The sequence below is a fragment of the Pedobacter sp. MC2016-24 genome (assembly GCF_015223055.1).
Lineage (GTDB): Bacteria > Bacteroidota > Bacteroidia > Sphingobacteriales > Sphingobacteriaceae > Pedobacter.
In genome coordinates, this window is sequence record NZ_JADFBX010000031.1 from 1 (window position 1) to 3,131 (window position 3,131).

The following is a 3,131-nucleotide window of genomic DNA, read 5'->3' on the forward strand; positions in this document are numbered from 1 at the left end:
TTTGATCAAAAACCCTCGAAATATAGGCTTAAATATAATTTGCTGTCATTATTGATGGGCTGGTGGGGATTACCCTGGGGACCGGTATACACTTTAGAAATGATCAATATCAATAGTGATAAACAGGGTGGGGCAACAGATGTAACGGAAGATGTTTTGTTAAAACTTCGTGAAAAATATACATCAGATAAGGTAACCGAAATTTCTGATAAGGACATTACCATTGAATATCTCAAAGGATGGGGTACTTCAAATAAAAATCCCAGGACTGCGATAGACGGTTACAGGTAACCAGAAAGGGCCTATGATCAACTAACTCTCCATCGTGATGTAGTTCAGTTCTTGATCTTCGGTGGTATTGACCACTAAAAGATATTGCGAAATTTCCGGATCTATTTCAAAGTCAGAAACGCAGAAAGATTCGTCATCCTCAGGATAGAATCCGATTCTTTCGAGTTTCAGGATGGACAATAACTGTTCTTCTTTATCAAGGCTTTGATCTGCTTTTAGCAGTAAAGCCGTCAGTTCTTCATCAACCTCATCAAAATGGAAATCCAGATATTCCTGTACTTCGCTTCCGCTTGCGTAATCCTCATGGATATATGTTTTCAATTGGCCAATAAACGCCGGTAGGTTCTCAAGTATCGCGTCCACCTTGATTAAACGGCTTTCTTCTATAGATATATCGCTGAAGTTTAGATCCACTTGTATAGTATGTCCATCAACTTCGATATCAGTTGAATAATAATCTTCTAACTCGTTAGGATTTATTTCGCCAAAGTATTTTAATTTCATGGGGTATTGAGATTTTGGTAGTTAATTTACGTTGACTAAGATATTAATATTCATTAAGTTCAGCAAAGTCGTGAAAGCAAATTGTTGCCAAATATCTTTTAATTATCAAATAATCCTAATACTAGAGTTGTTTTTTATACATCACGAATGTAATATATAACAGGATTGGATATTTCGAATAAAAATCAAATCAGTTTGATAGATGGTTACATGTAAATTATTACATTTAGTCGTGGTTAAACAAAGCTGCTAATTACGTTACTCATGAGTTATTATTCAAAGTTAAGGAAACCTGCACTTCTCTTATTTCTAGCTGCCTTTTGCGCAAACGCCAAAGCACAAAACCTATTTCCTGTAAAATTAGGCAACTGTAAAACTGATCGGTTTTGCCTGGATTGTGGAGACGTAAAGGCTTCCTATAGCGAAGCTGATTTTACAGTATTACAAGAGAAATTAAATACATCATTAAACCTAACAGGTATTAATGGAGCTGTCAAATTTCAAGTCCTCATTGATTCACTTGGTCAAGGCTGTGTATTAAGTCATACAGACCAATCTAACAATCCAATTACCAAACAAATTATCGAACAGTTAAACAAGTTTGACAAATGGATTCCTGCAGTTACTGCAGATAAAAAGGAGGAACGAACATCTGTCAACTTAATTTTCGTTATAAAAGCGGGTCGGATATCCGGAAATATTGAACGGGTTAATATCGAGTCTTTTAAAAAGTCGTTTGACCGGCCGAATAGCCCGGAAATTTATAATAAGGAGTATGTTTACAAAAATGAAAATTTAAAGAAGTATAAAATCACGGTTTGGAAGTCTGATAATTCAACCTTGCCAGACAATCTGAATGATCATATCTCTATTGATAAAAAAGGGATTATCTGGTTAACCGCTGGTGATGGATTGGTTACCTTTGATGGAAAGGAATTCCATAAAGCCAAACTAAATGGTGTAAATGATCAGCAATATATTTCCTTTCATGCTATAGAAACCGATAATCACAATGTGAAATGGGTTTATGCAGCTAAAAACATCTTTAGTTACGATGATAAAGGCTGGACAAAACATGATCCTAAAGTTATTGGCATTGATGGCGCTTACAAAATTATCAATAACCCAGAAACTGGAGAAGTTTTTTTCTGTGCAGATGAAGGGCTTATTATTTATAAGGATGGTAAATGGTCCGTTATAAATCAAAGTAAAGTTAAGGAATTACCCTCCAACAGGGTAGCATTTGCCAGAAGAGATTCTAAAAACAGAATTTGGATTGGAACTTTTAGTGGTTCCGTTATGATTGATGAATCAGGCAAAGCCATGAGCTTTAATGATACTGAAACCGTATTAAAAGATAAATGCATAACTTCTATGGACGAGGGTGAAAATGGAAATCTATACTTTTCTCTTTTTGAATATGATAGTAAAGTTCCAGGTCAAATCAATAGAAATGAAGGAATTGCTGTAAGAAGTCCCAATGGTTCAATAAAACAATTTACAACTTCCAATTCAGGAATGCCATTTAACCATACCAATAAAGTTTTATACGATAAAAAAGAAAAAGTTTTATGGATATCTACTGATCGGGCCGGATTGATTAGGTATGATTTGAAAGATGGCTGGGAAAACTATCATAATGACAACTCAACGATACCAACATCCTATATTTCGACCATGACATTCGATAAAGCCGGAAATCTATACCTTGCTACCAGGCAAGGTCTCGTTAAAATAGAGAGATGATAAAGCAAAGTCGGATAGACGCAGATTGTGGCGACTCGTATAAATGGCAATCTATTTGCATAAGTAAAATAATGTTAAACGCTTAAGTTGAAATACTTTTTCAACCGATCTGATAGGTGTTGGTATGGAAATCCATTTTGCTACTTTTTCTTATTATCTGGCAAAAGCAGTTCTGAAAAGAACTGCTTCTGTATTATTCCATCTGACTACTGACCTTTAACTAAAACCATGTAGGTTGACTACTTATTTTTTGGTTTTGTATTTGATTTGACCGATACGCCTGATTCATGAATGGCTCTTGATGCTGAATTGTGCATTGGGTTTTCTCCAGTATTGCCAGTAGGATTGTAAAGCGGGTTCACCTCAATCGCTTTTGGATCGCCTGTCTTATTGCTCTTTAAAACTTCTACTCTTCTTCTTTCTGCCGCATTTTTGGTGCTGTCTGTAGGATTGGTAGTAGGGGCGACCACTCTCCCTGTTGCAGTATAAGCAGCAGCAGCTGCGCCACCACCTGTTGTGTTTGCAAGTTTGCTTACTGAGGAGACGGCCTGCGCGGTAATGGCCGGTTGGTTTTGGACTTGCAAAGGTGC

At 36.4% G+C, this 3,131-nt stretch carries 3 protein-coding genes and 1 pseudogene; 2 read left to right on the top strand and 2 right to left on the bottom strand.

Features of this window, described 5'->3' with window-relative positions; translation table 11 throughout:
- Positions 1-291: pseudogene (locus IM797_RS28060) on the top strand (hypothetical protein); the annotation flags it as partial.
- Positions 292-312: 21 nt separating this feature from the next.
- On the opposite strand, the gene IM797_RS28065 reads toward IM797_RS28060, so the two are convergent.
- On the bottom strand, positions 313-795 hold the full coding sequence (locus IM797_RS28065) for a DUF2004 domain-containing protein (RefSeq protein ID WP_194130545.1): 483 nt from the start codon (positions 793-795) through the stop codon (positions 313-315).
- A 264-nt stretch (positions 796-1,059) separates the two neighbouring features.
- Between IM797_RS28065 and IM797_RS28070 the strand changes: the two genes are divergently transcribed.
- A complete protein-coding gene (locus IM797_RS28070; RefSeq protein ID WP_194130546.1) occupies positions 1,060-2,541 on the top strand; it encodes a hypothetical protein in 1,482 nt (493 codons plus the stop codon).
- A 239-nt stretch (positions 2,542-2,780) separates the two neighbouring features.
- Here the strand turns inward: IM797_RS28070 and IM797_RS28075 are convergent.
- Positions 2,781-3,131, bottom strand: a 351-nt coding sequence (locus IM797_RS28075) for a hypothetical protein (protein WP_194130547.1), incomplete at its 5' end; no start/stop codon positions are given.